This window comes from Paraburkholderia sp. Ac-20340, assembly GCF_017104965.1.
Classification (GTDB): domain Bacteria; phylum Pseudomonadota; class Gammaproteobacteria; order Burkholderiales; family Burkholderiaceae; genus Paraburkholderia.
The window spans coordinates 1-16,081 of the sequence record NZ_JAAGPR010000019.1 but is presented as its reverse complement, the minus strand read 5'-3'; the positions used below and the strand labels follow the sequence as shown (position 1 = coordinate 16,081).

At 63.4% G+C, this 16,081-nt stretch carries 16 protein-coding genes and 1 tRNA gene; 10 read left to right on the top strand and 7 right to left on the bottom strand.

Annotated elements, in window-relative coordinates:
* Positions 1–241: 241 nt before the first annotated feature.
* Positions 242–1,462 (top strand): CaiB/BaiF CoA-transferase family protein, encoded by a 1,221-nt coding sequence (locus G3N59_RS22205; protein ID WP_205984778.1) that lies wholly within the window; start codon positions 242–244, stop codon positions 1,460–1,462.
* A gap of 23 nt (positions 1,463–1,485) precedes the next feature.
* Here G3N59_RS22205 and G3N59_RS22200 read toward each other — a convergent pair whose 3' ends face one another.
* Complete coding sequence (locus G3N59_RS22200) at positions 1,486–2,073, bottom strand: alpha/beta hydrolase (RefSeq protein ID WP_205984777.1); 588 nt, start codon at positions 2,071–2,073, stop codon at positions 1,486–1,488.
* A gap of 188 nt (positions 2,074–2,261) precedes the next feature.
* Between G3N59_RS22200 and G3N59_RS22195 the strand changes: the two genes are divergently transcribed.
* On the top strand, positions 2,262–3,980 hold the full coding sequence (locus tag G3N59_RS22195) for a glutamine--tRNA ligase/YqeY domain fusion protein (protein ID WP_205984776.1): 1,719 nt from the start codon (positions 2,262–2,264) through the stop codon (positions 3,978–3,980).
* A gap of 75 nt (positions 3,981–4,055) precedes the next feature.
* Here G3N59_RS22195 and G3N59_RS22190 read toward each other — a convergent pair whose 3' ends face one another.
* Both G3N59_RS22190 and G3N59_RS22185 read right to left on the bottom strand, forming a co-directional pair.
* Positions 4,056–4,505 (bottom strand): NUDIX hydrolase, encoded by a 450-nt coding sequence (locus tag G3N59_RS22190; protein WP_205984775.1) that lies wholly within the window; start codon positions 4,503–4,505, stop codon positions 4,056–4,058.
* 8 nt (positions 4,506–4,513) lie between these two features.
* The gene (locus G3N59_RS22185; RefSeq protein WP_205984774.1) at positions 4,514–4,900 is read right to left on the bottom strand and encodes a hypothetical protein; all 387 of its coding nucleotides are present in this window, start codon (positions 4,898–4,900) and stop codon (positions 4,514–4,516) included.
* A 217-nt stretch (positions 4,901–5,117) separates the two neighbouring features.
* Between G3N59_RS22185 and G3N59_RS22180 the strand changes: the two genes are divergently transcribed.
* Entirely contained in the window at positions 5,118–5,360 is a 243-nt protein-coding gene (locus G3N59_RS22180) for a hypothetical protein (RefSeq protein WP_205984773.1), read from the top strand.
* Positions 5,361–5,406: 46 nt separating this feature from the next.
* On the opposite strand, the gene G3N59_RS22175 is transcribed toward G3N59_RS22180, so the two are convergent.
* A complete protein-coding gene (locus G3N59_RS22175; protein WP_205985032.1) occupies positions 5,407–6,729 on the bottom strand; it encodes a cytochrome c peroxidase in 1,323 nt (440 codons plus the stop codon).
* A 343-nt stretch (positions 6,730–7,072) separates the two neighbouring features.
* Here G3N59_RS22175 and G3N59_RS22170 point away from each other — a divergent pair, with 343 nt between their 5' ends.
* Both G3N59_RS22170 and G3N59_RS22165 read left to right on the top strand, forming a co-directional pair.
* Positions 7,073–8,653 carry an acid phosphatase gene (locus G3N59_RS22170; RefSeq protein ID WP_205984772.1) on the top strand — a complete coding sequence of 527 codons (1,581 nt, stop codon included), beginning with the start codon at positions 7,073–7,075 and terminating at the stop codon, positions 8,651–8,653.
* A 208-nt stretch (positions 8,654–8,861) separates the two neighbouring features.
* The gene (locus G3N59_RS22165; protein ID WP_205984771.1) at positions 8,862–9,344 is read left to right on the top strand and encodes a PH domain-containing protein; all 483 of its coding nucleotides are present in this window, start codon (positions 8,862–8,864) and stop codon (positions 9,342–9,344) included.
* 60 nt (positions 9,345–9,404) lie between these two features.
* On the opposite strand, the gene G3N59_RS22160 is transcribed toward G3N59_RS22165, so the two are convergent.
* Both G3N59_RS22160 and G3N59_RS22155 read right to left on the bottom strand, forming a co-directional pair.
* Positions 9,405–9,481 (bottom strand) — tRNA-Arg (locus G3N59_RS22160).
* A 123-nt stretch (positions 9,482–9,604) separates the two neighbouring features.
* Complete coding sequence (locus G3N59_RS22155; protein ID WP_205984770.1) at positions 9,605–10,435, bottom strand: undecaprenyl-diphosphate phosphatase; 831 nt, start codon at positions 10,433–10,435, stop codon at positions 9,605–9,607.
* 618 nt (positions 10,436–11,053) lie between these two features.
* On the opposite strand from G3N59_RS22155, the gene G3N59_RS22150 reads away from it, so the two are divergent.
* The 4 genes from G3N59_RS22150 to G3N59_RS22135 all read left to right on the top strand — a co-directional run bounded on the left by G3N59_RS22150 (position 11,054) and on the right by G3N59_RS22135 (position 15,268).
* Positions 11,054–11,965: an aldose epimerase gene (locus tag G3N59_RS22150; RefSeq protein WP_205984769.1), complete on the top strand. Its 912-nt coding sequence runs from the start codon at positions 11,054–11,056 to the stop codon at positions 11,963–11,965.
* 165 nt (positions 11,966–12,130) lie between these two features.
* On the top strand, positions 12,131–12,883 hold the full coding sequence (locus G3N59_RS22145) for a peptidoglycan DD-metalloendopeptidase family protein (protein WP_205984768.1): 753 nt from the start codon (positions 12,131–12,133) through the stop codon (positions 12,881–12,883).
* 724 nt (positions 12,884–13,607) lie between these two features.
* Complete coding sequence (locus G3N59_RS22140; RefSeq protein WP_205984767.1) at positions 13,608–13,916, top strand: DUF2288 domain-containing protein; 309 nt, start codon at positions 13,608–13,610, stop codon at positions 13,914–13,916.
* Positions 13,913–15,268 (top strand): MATE family efflux transporter, encoded by a 1,356-nt coding sequence (locus tag G3N59_RS22135; protein ID WP_205985058.1) that lies wholly within the window; start codon positions 13,913–13,915, stop codon positions 15,266–15,268. Before G3N59_RS22140 ends, G3N59_RS22135 begins: the two co-directional genes overlap by 4 nt.
* 24 nt (positions 15,269–15,292) lie before the next feature.
* On the opposite strand, the gene G3N59_RS22130 is transcribed toward G3N59_RS22135, so the two are convergent.
* Positions 15,293–15,472: a hypothetical protein gene (locus G3N59_RS22130; RefSeq protein WP_205985057.1), complete on the bottom strand. Its 180-nt coding sequence runs from the start codon at positions 15,470–15,472 to the stop codon at positions 15,293–15,295.
* 152 nt (positions 15,473–15,624) lie between these two features.
* Between G3N59_RS22130 and G3N59_RS22125 the strand changes: the two genes are divergently transcribed.
* Complete coding sequence (locus tag G3N59_RS22125) at positions 15,625–15,798, top strand: hypothetical protein (protein WP_205984766.1); 174 nt, start codon at positions 15,625–15,627, stop codon at positions 15,796–15,798.
* Positions 15,799–16,081 lie beyond the last annotated feature (283 nt).

Sequence of the window (16,081 nt, the reverse complement as noted above, 5' to 3'; positions counted from 1 at the left end):
AGTTTCCGTGATGCTGAATCGAACGATTATACGGGATCGCCGCACGCTCGCGGCGGCCCGCTCGGCGCGGTTGGCGCGCTTGCGACAGCGGCCTGTCACGGATCATCTTCGGCACGCCAGGTTCCGCTGTGCGAAACCTTGTACCGAAATTTACCATGCAGCGTGCGGATCGCTTAAGATGGGCCTCAACCGGCCGCCGGCATCGGCGAGTCCTACGTAAAACGACATTGGAAGACATCGCATGGGCGCTCTGAGCCACATCCGCGTACTCGATCTCACCCGCGTCCTTGCCGGGCCGTGGTGCGCGCAGACTCTCGCCGATTTCGGCGCCGACGTGATCAAGGTGGAGCGCCCGGGCGCCGGCGACGACACGCGCCACTGGGGGCCGCCGTACCTGAAAACGCCCGCTGGCGAAGATACGGCGGAAGCCGCGTATTACCTCGCGGCGAACCGCAACAAGCGCTCGGTGAGCGTCGATATCGCCACGCCCGAAGGCCAGCGCATCGTGCGCGAACTGGCCGCGCAAAGCGACGTCGTGCTGGAGAACTACAAGGCCGGGCAGCTCAAAAAGTACGGGCTCGATTACGACTCGCTGCGCGAAGTGAAGCCCGACATCGTCTACTGCTCGGTGACGGGCTTCGGCCAGACCGGCCCGTATGCGTCGCGTGCCGGTTACGACTTCATCGTGCAGGGCATGGGCGGCTTCATGAGCATCACCGGCGAGCGCGACGCCCTGCCCGGCGGCGGCCCGCAGAAGGCGGGCGTGGCGATCGCCGATCTGATGACCGGCATGTACGCGACCGTCGCCGTCCTCACGGCGCTCACGCATCGCGACCGCACGGGCGCGGGCCAGTACATCGACATGGCGCTGCTCGACGTGCAGGTGGCGATGCTCGCCAACATGAATTCGAACTTCCTCGCGAGCGGCAATCCGCCCGCGCGCTGGGGCAACGCGCATCCGAATATCGTGCCGTATCAGGCGTTCCAGACCCGCGATAGCTGGATCATTCTGGCGGTGGGCAACGACGGCCAGTTCCGCAAGTTCGTCGAGGTGGCGGGCCGCCCGGATCTCGCCGACGACGTGCGTTTCGCGACCAATCCCGAACGCGTGCGCCATCGCGACACGCTGGTGCCGATCCTCGCGGAGCTGATCCGCGCGCGCAGCAAGGCCGACTGGATCGGCGCGCTGGAGGGCGCAGGCGTGCCGTGCGGGCCGATCAACAATCTCGCCGAAGTGTTTGAAAACGAGCAGGTGATCGCGCGCGAGATGCAGGTGGATGTGCCGCACCCGTCGGGCGGCACGGCGCGGCTGGTGCGCAATCCCATCCGCATGAGCGCGACGCCGCCCACGGTGGCGGGCCATCCGCCGACGCTCGGCGAACATACCGAAGCGGTGCTGCGCGAGGTGCTCGGCTATGACGGCGCGCAGGTGGCGGCGTTGCGCGACAAGGGCGTGGTCTAAGTGACGTAATTCAGTGACGTAATTCAGGCGGCCGCGCCCGCTTTCATCGACATCAGCCAGTCGAAACCCTGTGGCCAGTCGGCCAGGCCGCTTTCCGCGTTGATGTGTCCGCGCGCGCCAATCTCCATCCAGCGGCTGCCCCACGCCTGCGCGCAGCGCTGCGCGAAGGCCACGCCGCCATAGGGATCGTCGCTGCTGGCGACGACGACGCTTGCGAACGGCAGCGCCGCCATCGGCACCGGATCGAACCCTTTGGCGTCGCGCGGGAAGGCGGGGCCATGCGGGTCCGGCAACGCCACCAGCAGCGCGCCGGCCACTTTCGCGCGCGTCGCCGCGCTGGCGTGGCGCGCGGCCCAGTGCGCCACCGTCAGGCAGCCGAGGCTGTGCGCCGCCAGCAGGACGCTGCGCTCGCCGCCCGTCGCCGCCACCTGATCCGCCACCAGCGCCGCCTCCAGCGTCGCGCACCAGGCATCGCAATCCGGCCGCATCCAGTCGGGCATCGACACCCGCTCGAAGCCCGTGTGCCCGGCCTCCCAGCGCGTTTGCCAGTGCCCCGGCCCGGAGTTCATATAGCCCGGCAGGACCAGCACGCGCGGCTCGTTGATCGACATTTGTTCTCCGCCAAAGTGAGCCCGATGCGACACCCCGGCGCCAGGACTGGCGGGAAAGGTCGCGTCAGGTAGAATGGAAGGCACCACCGGCGCCCGGTGCGGCTTCGGCAGGGTCGAGTGTCCATGAACATTCGCCCGCCGACAGGCTGGCCACTTGCACCGCGCCCTCGAACGACTTCCCTTTTCGCATGAATACCGAACGTAAAGACGCCGACCGCACGGACGCGCCTGCGGCATCCAATTTCATCCGCAACATCATCGACGACGACAATCGCTCGGGCAAGTGGGCTCAGCGCGTGGAAACGCGCTTCCCGCCGGAGCCGAACGGCTATCTGCACATCGGCCACGCGAAGAGCATCTGCGTGAACTTCGGCGTCGCACAGCGCTACGACGGCGTTTGCCATCTGCGCTTCGACGACACGAATCCGGAAAAGGAAAGCGTCGAATACGTCAACTCGATCATCGACGCGGTCAGCTGGCTCGGCTTCGAGTGGAAGAAAGAAGAGAAGGAATACCTCTTCTTCGCGAGCGACTACTACGACAAGCTCTACGAATTCGCCGAACTGCTGATCCAGCGCGGCCGTGCATACGTGGACAGCCAGTCGCCGGAAGAGATGCGCGCGAACCGCGGCTCGGCCACGGAAGCGGGCAAGAATTCGCCGTTCCGCGATCGCTCCGTCGATGAAAACCTCGACCTGTTCCGCCGCATGAAGGCCGGCGAGTTCGCGGAAGGCGCGCACGTGCTGCGCGCGAAGATCGACATGGCGGCGCCGAACTTCAATCTGCGCGACCCGGTCATCTACCGCATCCGCTTCGCTCACCACTATCGCACCGGCGACAAGTGGTGCGTGTACCCGATGTACGACTACACGCACTGCATTTCGGACGCGCTGGAAGGCATCACGCATTCGCTGTGCACGCTGGAGTTCGAAGATCACCGTCCGCTGTACGACTGGGTGCTCAACGAACTGGCCGACGCCGGCGTGTTCGCACGTCCGCTGCCGCAACAGATCGAGTTTTCGCGCCTGAACCTCACGTATGCGATCACCAGCAAGCGCAAGCTGCTGCAGCTCGTGACCGAAAAGCACGTGGACGGCTGGGACGATCCGCGTATGCCGACCATCGTCGGCGTGCGTCGTCGCGGCTTTACGCCCGATGCGATCAAGCTGTTCTGCGAGCGTATCGGCGTGACCAAGGTCGATTCGTGGATCGACATGAGCGTGTTCGAAGGCGCGCTGCGCGACGATCTGGACGACAAGGCGCCGCGTGCGACCGCCGTGCTCGATCCGCTCAAGCTGATCGTCGACAACTATCCTGAAGGCCAGTCCGAGCTGTGCAGCGCGCCGGTGCATCCGCATCACCCGGAGCGCGGCAACCGCGAATTCACGTTCTCGCGTGAACTGTGGATCGAGCGCGAAGACTTCCAGGAAACGCCGCCCAAGGGCTATTTCCGTCTGTTCCCGGGCAACAAGGTGCGCCTGAAGTACGGCTTCGTCGTCGAATGCACGGGCGCGGAAAAAGACGCCGACGGCAATATCGTCGCCGTGCACTGCAACTACTTCCCGGACAGCAAATCGGGCACCGAAGGCTCGAGCAACTACAAGGTCAAGGGCACGATCCAGTTCATCAGCGCGGACAACGCCGTGCCGGCCGAAGTGCGTCTCTACGACCGTCTGTTCCGCGAAGAGCAGCCGGACGCAGGCGGCCGCGACTTCCTCGAAGCGCTGAACCCGGATTCGAAGCGCATCGTCCAGGCGTACGTCGAACCGGCCGCGAAAAACGCAGCGCCGGAAGACCGCTATCAGTTCGAGCGTCACGGCTACTTCGTTGCCGACCGCTACGACTCGAAGCCGGGCGCGCCGGTGTTCAACCGCATCGTCGGTCTGCGTGACAGCTGGGGCAAGTAAGCGCCAAATCCGCCCTCACCCGCGTCACCGAAAGTCAAAAAGCCCTGCATTTGCAGGGCTTTTTTCATTGCGCCGCTAGATGCGCTCGTGCAGCGCCGCCAGCGAAAGCGTCGTGTGGAACAGACGCGCGAGACTGCGGCTCGCGTATTGATCGACATCGGCGGGCGCGGTCCAGCGCCACGCGTCCATCTCGGGAATCATCACGCCGTCGTGGCGGCGCGCAAACATCGACACGCACACGCAGCGCGACAGATCGAGTTCGCTTGCCAGCGCCCGCGCGGCAAACAGATGCAGATCCTTGTCGCGCCGATACGCGAAGCGGCCGAGATCGACGAGGCGCGCCGCATCGATGGCGATGCCGGTTTCCTCGACCATCTCGCGCAATGCGCTTTGCGCCGCGGTCTCGTCGGGCTCGCCATGTCCCTTCGGAATATCCCAATGGCCGGTGCCGGTCGCATGGGCGAGCAGCACGCGGCCATGCTCATCGAGCAGCACGATGCCGCAGGAAACAATCTTGCCGTTCACCGCGCTCCTCAATGCTTCTTCTGATAGACCCAGGCGCCCTCGCCGACGCGGCAGAACTGCGGACGCAGCCTCATCGACTGGCCTTTGGCGTTGACGGTCACATCCGAATCGCGGCAGGTCTTGTCGCCATCCTTTTCGGTCTTGACGACCGTGATGACGGCATCGATCTTCACGCCGCTGCGCAGTCCGTCGTTGTTCCAGTTGACCGTCTCGCCGTCCTGCTTCGTGGCGACCGCTTCGCGCACGGCTTGCGCGAGCGAGTTGTAGTCGGCCTGCTTCATCCACGCGGCCGGCGTGTCGTTGAGAAAGCCCAGATTGGCGGCGTGGGCGCTCGATCCGATCGCGAGCAGGCACGCGGCGGCAAGGCCGGACAGAACACGGGGCAATTTCGACATCGAACATTCTCCTTGTAGGGCAACGGTCTGCTATCTCGTCCAACTATCTGAAAAAGAATAGCACGCGCCCTATTTCTGCCTTGGCCATCTGTGCGGCGCGGCGCCACGCACTCCTGGCCTGCCCGCGGCATTTTAGGATTGGTCCGATGGAGCGCCCGACAGCGAAACCCTAATCTTTCACTGTCATCCGCTTAATCGCTCGTAGGACTTATCTGTCATGAGTTACGCCATCGCACTTCAGGTATTCGCGGTCTTGCTGGCCCTGCTCTGCATCGGTCTGATGGCGCTGATCGCCCACCATACGCACACGCCGCAAACGGATCACGCTAGCGAAGCCTTCGCGATCCGTTTCGATAACGCGCCGCGCTGGCCCGAAACCGTGATGCGCGGCGGTGCGCTGTGCCTGCTGATTTCCTTCGTGATCCTGACCGCCACCTGTCTTCTGATCGCGGGCAATTGAAGCGCGAGATCTCACGCTTCAAGCGCCTCAATCGCTCCACTACGCTTCAATGCGCCGCCGGTTGCCAGCCATCGGTGAGCGTGCCCAGAAACGCAATCACATCCTTGATTTCCGCATCGGTATAAACCGGCGCATCGCCGCGCTTGCGATCGAACGGCGCGTCGGTATTGAGATTGGTCCAGTACTGGCGCGGCAGATCGTCGAACTTGTTCACCTTGCCCTTCACCACCGGATAGAACTCTTCCGGGTTCGTATCGCGACGCGAATAAAAACGCATCACGTCTTCCAGCGAGTGATAAATGCCGTTGTGAAAGAACGTTTTCTTCAGCGCGATATTGCGCAGCGTCGGCGTGCGGAACAGGCCGCAAAATTCATCGCGATGACCGAGATCCGTGCGCTCGGGACCGCACGCGCCCAGATCGAAAAAGCGCGGATCGTGATTCACGGCAAGCGCGCGATTGCGCGGCACGCCCACGGCGATCAAACCGAAATCGCTGAACTGCGGCGGCGAACCGTCTTTCGCGCGCTGGCTGATATGGCAACTCGCGCAATTGCCCTTCGTCTCGTCGTTGAAGAGTTGCAGCCCGCGCAGTTCGGCGGACGTGAGCGTGGCCTTGCCCGCGAGGTACGCGTCGTACTTGCTCGAATACGGATAGAACACGTCCGGCGCCTGCTCGAAGGTTTCGAGCGACTTCAGCACGGCCTTGAAGGTGGCGTCCTCGTCGTCGAAGATGTGCTCGCCGAAGGCCTCGCGAAACGCGTTGGCGTACGGCGCTGCGCGCACGGCGTCGGTGACCTTGCGCGGCGTGCTCGCCATCTCGAACGACGAAAGCAGCGGGATGCGCGCCTGATCCGCACCGTGATCGACGCGGCCGTCCCACGTGAGGCCGCCGGTCGGGCCGGCATCGACGCTTTCGTCGCCTTCGTCGTCGGAGTCGTGATAGTGCTCGGCGAACGCCGGCACCGCCTGCAGATACTTGAGCGTCGGCACCGCGCGCATGCCGGGGCGATGCATATCGGCGCCGCCGATCTGCACGTCGAGCGCATTGGTGGGCGTGAACGCGCGGTCGGGGCTATGGCAGGTCGCGCACGACATCTTGCCCGAGCCCGACAGCGACGGATCGAAGAACATCTGCTTGCCGAGCGCCGTCATGCGGCGCACCTGCGCGTAGACCTCGGCGCGCGACTGGCCGTGCGTCGCCGCGGCGGCATTCGTCGAGATCTTCATCAGCCTGGCGCCGTCGCTGTTTGAAGTTGCGTTGGCGTCGTGCGCGCTCGCGCCGGCTGCGTTGCGACTATCGGCGCTATCCGGCTGCGTGGTGCCGCCGTCGCATGCCGCGAGTGCCGCGCACATCGCGGCCGCCAGCATCAGCCGCGCCGAACGCGCGGGAGTCCCCATTCGCGTCGAACGACGCGCCAATCTACGCAACATGAACTGATCCCCGGAACATGGCGGCGCGCGCTGCACAGCGCCCTTTCGCCGCGATTGCCGATGCGTCTCATCACGCATCGAAGTCGCGAAAGCGTATGTCAACGATGTGACGTTCAGATGACGCAACGTAATACGAACGTCATGCAATCACAGGGAATAGAAAAGCTAAATGTAATTATTTACATATGGCTGTCAAATTGCGTTGAGACACTTCGCCTCGCCCAATGGCAGGCGCCCCTCCCGCGTCGGCCCAAGGGGACCCCAACGCGAGAGAGAAAAAATGATCAACAAAAAATGGTTCTATGCGACGCCGATCGCAGCGGCGGCAGCGGCGCTCGCCGTCGCGGCCTGCGGCGGCAACGACGTCAAGCCCGGCCTTGCGTCGGTGAAGAATATCGTCGTGATCTATGCAGAGAACCGCAGCTTCGACAATCTCTACGGCAGCTTCCCGAACGCCAATGGTCTGCAGAACGTAACGACGGCGAGCGCCCAGCAGCTCGACCGCGACGGCACCGTGCTCGCCACGCTGCCGACGGTCTGGAACGGTCTCACGCAAACCGGCATCACGCCCGCCATTACGGCCGCGATGACCGAAAACATGGCCAACGCGCCGTTCGCCATCGACGATCCGAATGGCTACAACGTCCCGCTGTCGACGACGACGCGCGACCTGTATCACCGCTTCTACGAGAACCAGATGCAGATCCACGGCGGCAAGAACGACATGTTCGCCGCGTGGGGCGATTCGGGCGGCCTCGTGATGGGCCACTACACGACCAGCGCCGAAAAACTGCCGCTGTGGAAGATCGCCCAGCAATACACGCTCGCCGATAACTTCTTCATGGGCGCATTCGGCGGCTCGTTCCTGAATCACCAATGGCTGATCTGCGCGTGCACGCCGTACTACGCGAACGCCGACACGGTCACCGCCAAGCCGACCATCTCGACGGTCGACGCCGACGGCGTCTCGCTCACGCTCGCCTCGAACTCGCCGGCATCGGCGCTGACCGGCGTGCCGAAATTCGTGAAGTCCGGCAACCTCACGCCCGACTTCTACGCAGTCAACACGATGCAGCCGCCGTATCAGCCGAGCGGCAACTCCGCCGCGTCGGGCGGCGACGCCAATCTGGCCGATCCGAACAACGCCTCGACGCTGCCGCCGCAAACGGCGCAGAACATCGGCGATCTGCTCTCGACCGCGGGCGTGTCGTGGGCGTGGTACGGCGGCGCATGGGGCGCAGCCGTGAGCGCCGTGCAGAACAGCACGAGCAACGTGATCTACGGCGCGAACATGACGGCGCCGAACTTCCAGCCGCACCACCAGCCGTTCAACTACTTCGTGAATTACGCACCGGGCACGACCGCGCGTACCACTCACCTGCTGGACGGCGGCATGGACGGCAGCGAGTTCATCAAGGCGATCGACGCGGGCACGCTGCCGGCCGTGTCGTTCTACAAGCCGCAGGGCAACCTGAACGAACACGCAGGCTACACGGACGTGGCAAGCGGCGACCAGCATATCGCCGATGTCATCTCGCATCTGCAGAAGAGCCCGCAGTGGAAGGACATGGTGATCGTCGTGACGTACGACGAGAACGGCGGCTTCTGGGATCACGTCGCGCCGCCGAAGGGCGACCGCTGGGGCCCGGGCTCGCGTATTCCGGCACTCGTCATCTCGCCGTATGCGAAGAAGGGTTTCGTCGATCACACGCAGTACGACACGACCTCGATCCTGCGCCTGATCACGCGCCGCTTCTCCCTGCCGACGCTGCCGGGTCTGACCGCGCGCGACACCGCACTCAAGAGCAACGGCGGCCAGGCGATGGGCGACCTGACCAACTCGCTGGACCTGAAGCTCTAAGCCAATACGACCATCGACGGCTGGACATCAGGGTACGTCCAGCTTTTTTCGCGGGCAGCTTTCGGGCTGCCCGTTTTTTTGCTGTTCCTCCGCTCGTTTGCGCCCTTTTGAAGCACGCTTCGAACGCGACTTTTGACCACAGCCATTGATCTTCGCCATCGCCTAACCTGAATTTAGTTGCTTAGGCATGTTTTGATGGAGATCAAATATGAGGCGCGTGGAATCGACATTGCCGCCCGGCGAGCGGGTCGTTTATGAGGGGCACTTGAGCATGTGGGCGATGAGCCCGTGGCTCGTGCTCGGCATCGTGCTGATGGTTTGGGGCGTGCTGGTGGGGTCGCTCGGCGATGCGGTCTTTTCGGCGCTGCTGCTGTTCGGCGGCGGTTTGCTGATGTTTGGTTTCGCGATTGCGCTGTTGCTGACGACGCAACTGGCGCTCACGCGCAAGCGCCTGATCGCCACGTTTGGCGTTTTCAGGCCGCGACGCGTGATGTTCGAACTCGGCGAGGTGCGCCGCGTGCATGTGCGCCAGGGTCCGGTCGGCGGGATTTTCGATTACGGCACGCTGGTGATCGGACGTGGAGGCGCACCGGCGCTGCGGATCGCAGGGATCGAGAAGCCTTTTATGTTTCGCGAAAGGCTGGCGAGGTTGCGCGATGCGTTGCTTGCGCAGATGAGGATGGCCGCTTGAGGCAGCGGCGATGCTGCGCGGCGAATAGCAAAAAGCCCGCAAAATGCGGGCTTTTTCGTTTGGCGCGACAGGAGGGGCTCGAACCCCCGACCCTCGGCTTAGAAGGCCGATGCTCTATCCAGCTGAGCTACTGTCGCGTGGGAAATCTGCGTGTTGAGCGGCGTCTGGCGCGGATTAAACGCCTCGCGAACAACAACGGGCGTGGATTATACCGCGATCGACCACGCGCCGTGCCCTCTCCCTGCGCGACGGATGCCTGATCAAACCGGTTGCGGATGCATCACGAACCAGCCAAGAAAGATCGCGCCTGCGATCACGCAGTACAGACCGAACGACGCCAGACGGCCGCGGCCTTCGAAATAGCGCATCAGGAACTTCACGCTGAGCCACGCCGCAATGCCGGTCAGCACACCGCCGACGAGCGCCGTCGTGAGTTGATCGCGCGCATGGAACAGCTTCGGCAGTTCGAGCACGCCCGCAGCAAAAATGATCGGCGTACCCAGCAGGAACGAGAATTCAGCCGCCTTTTCCGTCGTGAGACCGGCGGCATTGCCCGCGATCATCGTCAGGCCGCTGCGCGAGAAACCCGGAATCAGCGCGCCAATCTGCGCGAGGCCGACCAGAAACGCCTGGCGGAACGTGAGCTTTTCGGGCGCACGATGCGCACGCGCCTGCTGCAGGCGATCGCCGACCCACAGCAGCACGCCGTTCACCATCAGCGCTGCCGCCACGATGCGCAGGTCGTGGAAGATCGCTTCGATGCGCTTTTCGAGCACGAGACCCACGATGCCCGTCGGGATCGTGCCGATGATCAACGCCCACATCATGTGACCGTCGTCGTTCTTGCGGCCGCCCAGCGACGCGAAGAAACCGCTGATCAGCGCAACCCAGCGTGCGCGGAAATACCAGAGCAGCGCGACAGCCGTGCCCAGGTGCAGCGCGACGAGGAACGGCAGCAGTTGCGGTGCGTGTTTATCGATGTGCATGCCGAACAGCGCCGGCACGAGCAACGTATGGCCAAGGCTGCTGACGGGGAAGAGTTCTGTGACGCCTTGCAGCACGCTCAGAAACAACAGAAACGAGAGACTCACGCGGGGATCCTCGGAAGGGTTGGACAGAACGCCGGACCATCGCGCGGACGGCGCGGCAAAGCGCCCCGATTATGCCTGGCCCGAATTGCAGCGCCAAGCTTCCAGCCGCATTTGTCGGAAAAGTTACCGCGTCGCAACAAAATAAGGCTGCGATAAGCGAGACGTGTGTAGGAAAACGGCGGGTGCAAATGCCGATGGCCGCGCTCTGGCGGCCTCAAACCCATGCGTGAGAATTCGTGCGGAAACCGGCGCGAAGGCCGGCGAAAGACAATCGAAAGCGAAAGACCTGCGTGTTGCCGAAGGGGTAATTCGCGCGCGTTTTTAACGCGCCATTTTGTAGAAGAAGTAAGCGCTGCTTCCAACGAACAGGCTGAAAAGTCCCATACCCATGGCCATTGCGAGATCCATTCCTGCGCCCTCCTTCCTTATTGCACATTGCTACGGCGTATCGTCTTCGGCATGTGCGAAAACGCACGGTCGTCACGGATTATGGGCGCGCCCTCACGCACACAACACCCACGATTTCCCGACGAGGGTTTTCACGCATCCGAAAGCAGCGCACAATCGCCAGGCACTCCGGCGCCGCCGGCTCCCTCCACCTTCTCACGACGCCTCGACATGGAATCCCGTCCCCCGCACGACATCCTCGAACTCACCCGCGGCGCTTCGACGCTGCGTTTCGCGCCGTGGGCCGGCGGCCGGCTGCTGTCCTGGCAGGTCGGTGGCGAGCCCGTGATTCGCTGGCCGGACAACGCCAACTGGGATCAGCCTGCGCGCGTGCGCGGCGGCAATCCGCTGCTGTTCCCGTTTCTCGGGCGTCATTTCGTCGATGGACAGATCGGCCGCTGGCGCGACACGCAAGGCGTCGAACATGAGCTGCCGACGCATGGTTTCGCGCGCGATCTGCCCTTTTCCGCCGATGTCGATGCAGACGGTCACGGCGTGCGCATGACGCTCGCCGATTCGCCGGCCACGCGCGCGGGTTATCCGTACGCCTTTCGCTTCGAGGCGCTTTACCGGCTCGCTGGCGATCACGCGCTCGACGTCACGCTCACGGCGACCAATACCGGCGATGTGCCGCTGCCCTGGTACGCGGGCCATCATTTCTACTTCGAATTGCCCCACACGCAGCGCGCGCAGAGCACGGTCGAGATGCCGCCCGCGCAGCGCCGCCACCAGTTGCCCGACGGTTCCATCAGCGCGCCCGAAGCGGGCGAGACGCACTATCGTCTCGACGATGCGGGCATCATCGACCGTTTCCATGTGCTCGAACGCACGCCGCCCGCGACGCCCGTGCGGCTTGTCACGCCGGGTCTCAAGCGTGCGGTGACGATCGATCTCGATCGACCTGACTCGCTCCCCTGGTTTGCCGTGACGACCTGGACCGAAGCCGCCGATTCGGACTTCTATTGCGTCGAGCCGTGGCTCGGCCTGCCCGATGCGATCCACAACGGCCAGGGTTTGCGCTGGCTCGCGCCGGGCGCGAGCGAATCGGCCACGCTGCAACTGCGCGTCGAGTCGCTGGGCTGATACATCGCGTCTGATCGCCGCGAGAAGTCAGCCAAAGCCAGCGGATATCAACCGATTCGTCGGTTGAAAGCCAATCGCGGCCTCAAACCCGCTAAAATCGGACGTTTTGCCGTCGCGGCGCCCCTTGCCGGGCCAGCCGCCGGCAGCGTCTAGCGAGGTTGACCGTTGGCTACAGGACTCAATTCCAGACTCAAACTCGAATTTGGACAAGGATTCAAACGTGTCGCATGCGCAGCGCTGGTCGCGCTGCTCGCTGCGTGCGGCTCGGCGCCGGTCGGCCCCGGCTTCTATCGCGTCGAACGCGGCGACACGCTCTACCAGATCGCGCGCAGCAACCGGCAATCGGTGTCGAGCATCGTGCGCTGGAACAATCTGTCGAACCCGGACGCGATCGAAGTCGGTCAGGTGCTGCGCGTCTCGCCGCCTGCCGGTTCGAGCGCCGGTGCGCAACGCACGACGCCGCGCGCGTCTTCATCGGCATCCGCTGCGGCATCGGCGCCGCGCGATAGCGCCGCCGACACCACCGCGAGTGCTTCGCCGGCGGCCGCCGCGCCGATCTCCCTCGTCTGGCCAAGCGCCGGTCAGGTGATCCGCAGCTTCGACGGTCGCGACTCGAAGGGTATCGACATCGTCAACACCGCGGGCACGCCGATCGTCGCGGCGGCGCCGGGCACGGTCGTTTATGCGGGTAACGGGCTGCGCGGCTACGGCAATCTGCTGATCATCAAACACGAGGGCGATTACCTCACGGCTTATGCGCACAATCAGTCGCTGTTCGTGAAGGAAGGCCAGGCCGTTTCGCAAGGCCAGAAGATCGCCGAGATGGGCAGCAGCGACAACGATCGCGTCATGCTGCATTTCGAGCTGCGTTATCAGGGCCGATCGATCGACCCGGCGCGCGACCTGCCGCCGCGCTGATCGATGTCCATCGAAGCGACAGACGACCAGCAAGTCCATGCGCTTCGATCTCCGAAACAAAAAAAAGCCCGGCATGGCGCCGGGCTAACGGGGGTTTGGCGCATATCGGCAAAGGACCGGTTTACCATGCGCCGAATGGCAATCTATCAATCGGCTTAACCCGGCGCAATCACTTAATTCAACGGAAAATGTGACGCGGCGCACGGTTTGTGTGTCGTAACAATTCCCGATGACGAATTGACGTGCGGACATCGCCGCATTTGCGCATAAAAATGCGCGTTGCAGCGCTCTTTGCGCAATCGGTTGAAATCGTCGCAAACGCTTGTCCAGCGGGCACTTCACGACGATAGCGATCATGCGTTTTAGCGCATATGGGAGCGCTTTCTGTCGCGCTGCAATACGCCGTTTTGCGCGTTCGCACGGCCCCCGTTATTTGGTGTGCAAACGCACGTATCCACGCAATTATCCGCGCGAGTGGGATTTTTGAAACACTCGTTTTGCCGAAATCGATGAGCATTTATTCGACGCTTTGGCGGTTGTCTTTACGCTGCTATTTGTCGGATTAATTGCCTTTAATCGAGGTGGTCAATAACGTATTTCGATTCCCCGGCGATGCGACTGGCGGGCCGACCTGTCCTTGGTCGGCACTCGATACGCACTCGCGCGCTCCATCCCGACGCGGCCTATCGTTTATAGTATCGGCCGCACCTTCAGGCCCAGCATCATGATTACCGACGACGCAACTCCCAGTTCCCTTTACGCCAAACTGCTCGGCGAAACCGCCAAGATCGACTGGCAGGACCTCGAACGATTCTTCGCCCAGGGCAAGCTATTGCACGTGGCGCGCGACCTCGACCTCGTGAGCGTCGCCGAAGCCATCGCCAGCGACGACGGCACGCAAGTCGCCCAATGGCTGTCGGCCGGCCACGTCGAGCGCATGCAGGCCGAAACCGCCGCCGACTTCGCCGAGCGCAAGCCCGAGCTTTGGGCTGTTGTGGTGTCGCCCTGGGTCTGCGTGCAGGAACGCAGTTGAGCGATCCACACGCGCTGCCGACGCGCGGCGGCTGGCATCGGCGTGTGCTGATGCTGGCGTTCCCGATCGTTCTCGCGAATCTCACGCAGCCGATTCTCGGCGCCGTCGATACGGCGGTGGCCGGTCATCTGGGCAGCGCCGCGGATCTCGGCGGCGTGGCGCTTGGCGGGCTCTTCTTCAGTTTCGTGTTCTGGGGCTTCGGCTTCCTGCGCATGGGCACGACCGGGCTCGTGGCGCAGGCACACGGCGCCGGCGATCGGGCGGCGCTGCGTCTGAATATCGTGCGCGCGATGTTGCTGGCGTTCGGTATCGGCACGCTGATTCTGCTCGTGCAGACGCCGCTGATTCGCTATGCGCTCGAACTGATCGGCGGCAGTGACGAGGTGCAGCGCAACGCGCAGCGCTATTGCCACGCGCGTATCGGTTCGGCGCCGTTTGCGCTGGCAAATTACGTAGTGCTTGGTTATCTGCTGGGTACACAGCGGGTGCGCATCGCGCTGGCTTCGCAGGTGCTCATCAATGCAGTGAACGTGGTCGCGGTGCTCGCGTTTGTCTACGGCTTCGGCTGGGGCATCGCCGGAATCGGCGCTGCGACCGCCACTGCCGATGCAGCGGGTTTCGTGTTCGGGGCGGTGGTGTTGTGGCGTCTCTGGCCGCGCGGGCTTGGTCCGCTCGGCTGGTCGTCGGTGTTCGAGCCTGCCGCGCTCAGGCGTCTCATCGTCATCAACCGGGACATCTTTCTGCGTACCATGTGCCTGCTCGGCTCGTTTGCGTGGTTCGCCCATGTCGGGGCCCGGCAAGGCGATGCGGTGCTCGCCGCCAATGCCCTGCTGCTCAATTTCCAGACCTTTATGGCCTTTGGTCTCGACGGGTTCGCGCACGCTGCGGAGGCACTGGTTGGCGCGGCCATCGGCGCGCGCGATCGCGATGCTTTCCGGCAGGCTGTGAAGGTCAATCTGTTCTGGTCCGTGCTGGGCGCGCTCGGATTTTCGCTGGTCTATTGGGGCGCCGGTTCGTGGATCATCGATAAGTTAACGGATCAACCCGCCGTGCGCGCGGCCGCGTTGGCTTTTCTGCCTTGGGCCGCGCTCTCCCCGCTCGTTTCCGTGTGGGGCTTTCTGCTCGACGGCGTCTTTATCGGCGCCACGCGCACGCGTGAGCTGATGCAGGCGATGGTGGTGTCGCTCGCGATCTTCCTCGCTGCTTCGTGGGCACTCGTGGGGCCGTTCGGCAACCACGGTCTCTGGATCGCGCTGCTGATCTTCATGGCGGCACGCGGATTCACGCTGATGCCGCTGCTTGGGCGCGTCACCGATACGATTACTCCGCGGGAAACACAACAGGCGCCCTGAGGCGCCTGTTTTTTTGCCGGCTCGTTACTGTGCCGGCTTTGGTGCGTCCATCATCATGGGCGGACGATCGTCCGTCGGCACGCCATGATAATCGGGCGGATCATGCGGCGGCGGACCGTGATGCTTGTTCGTCGTATCGTTGGCGCACGCAGAAAGCAATGCGGCCATCGCAATGGCCAGCCAGGCTCGAGACATTCGAGACATCAGCACAAACTCCTTCAAGAAATGTTGCCGCGCAACAGTCTAGCGTCTGTCCGCCGATTCTGGCGGCTTGCCAGCAGCGCTATTTTTCCGCCTGCTTTTCCGTCTCTGACTGTCCTAAGATGAAGTGATGGCTGCGACCCAAGGAGGCTGCCATGGATGCGGAAACTATTGCGGGACTGATCGGGCTGGCTGTTGGGCTGCTCGTGCTGTTTGGGCTATCGATTTTCGAGTCGAGGGCCTATCGGAAAGAGCACAACGGCGAAGGGATGATGCATCACTGGCTCGCCGAGCATCATGTGCTGGAGCGTGTGCGGCGCAGGCATTGAGTGGTGGCTGGAAGAGCGGTCGACCCGCTCTTCAGGTCTGATGCGCGACGGTTTTTTGCTCGCTGATTTGTGAGCATGTGGGCGATTGTGCCTACGGTTTTGCCGTCAGACTTTTGGGAGCATGCATCGTGAGCGCAGATGCGTGCTTTTTCCACGCGCGTAAACGCCAGAACCCCGGTTCTCGCTGTGAGAGACCGGGGTTCTGGACGTACTGCATAAGGAGCCTGACGATTACCTACTTTCACACGGGCAATCCGCACTATCATCGGCGTGGAGTTGTTTC